Source organism: Lacinutrix sp. MEBiC02595, assembly GCF_053601555.1.
Map to the genome: position 1 here is coordinate 1 of NZ_JBSHNU010000118.1, position 235 is coordinate 235.

Here is a 235-nt window from a genome sequence, read left to right on the forward strand (position 1 = left end):
CTCTGTAGATTGTACAGCGGATGATAACGAAACTATTGCCGATGCTTGGAATACTGCTAATATTGCTGCACTTGAATCTTGTGGTTCAGATAGCTGTGATGCAGATGGTGTTTATAACGTAACTTCCAATTACGACTTCAACAACTTAAACGTAGTTTGTGGTCCTTGTGGTTCGCTTCCTGTTACCTATACCGTTGCAGATGATTGTGGTAATGAATCTACAATTACAGTAACG

1 protein-coding gene is annotated in these 235 nt (G+C 40.0%); it reads left to right on the forward strand.

Annotated elements, in window-relative coordinates:
* Positions 1-235 (forward strand): hypothetical protein (locus ACVCZW_RS00780; RefSeq protein WP_452231402.1); only part of this gene is annotated, 235 nt, incomplete at both ends.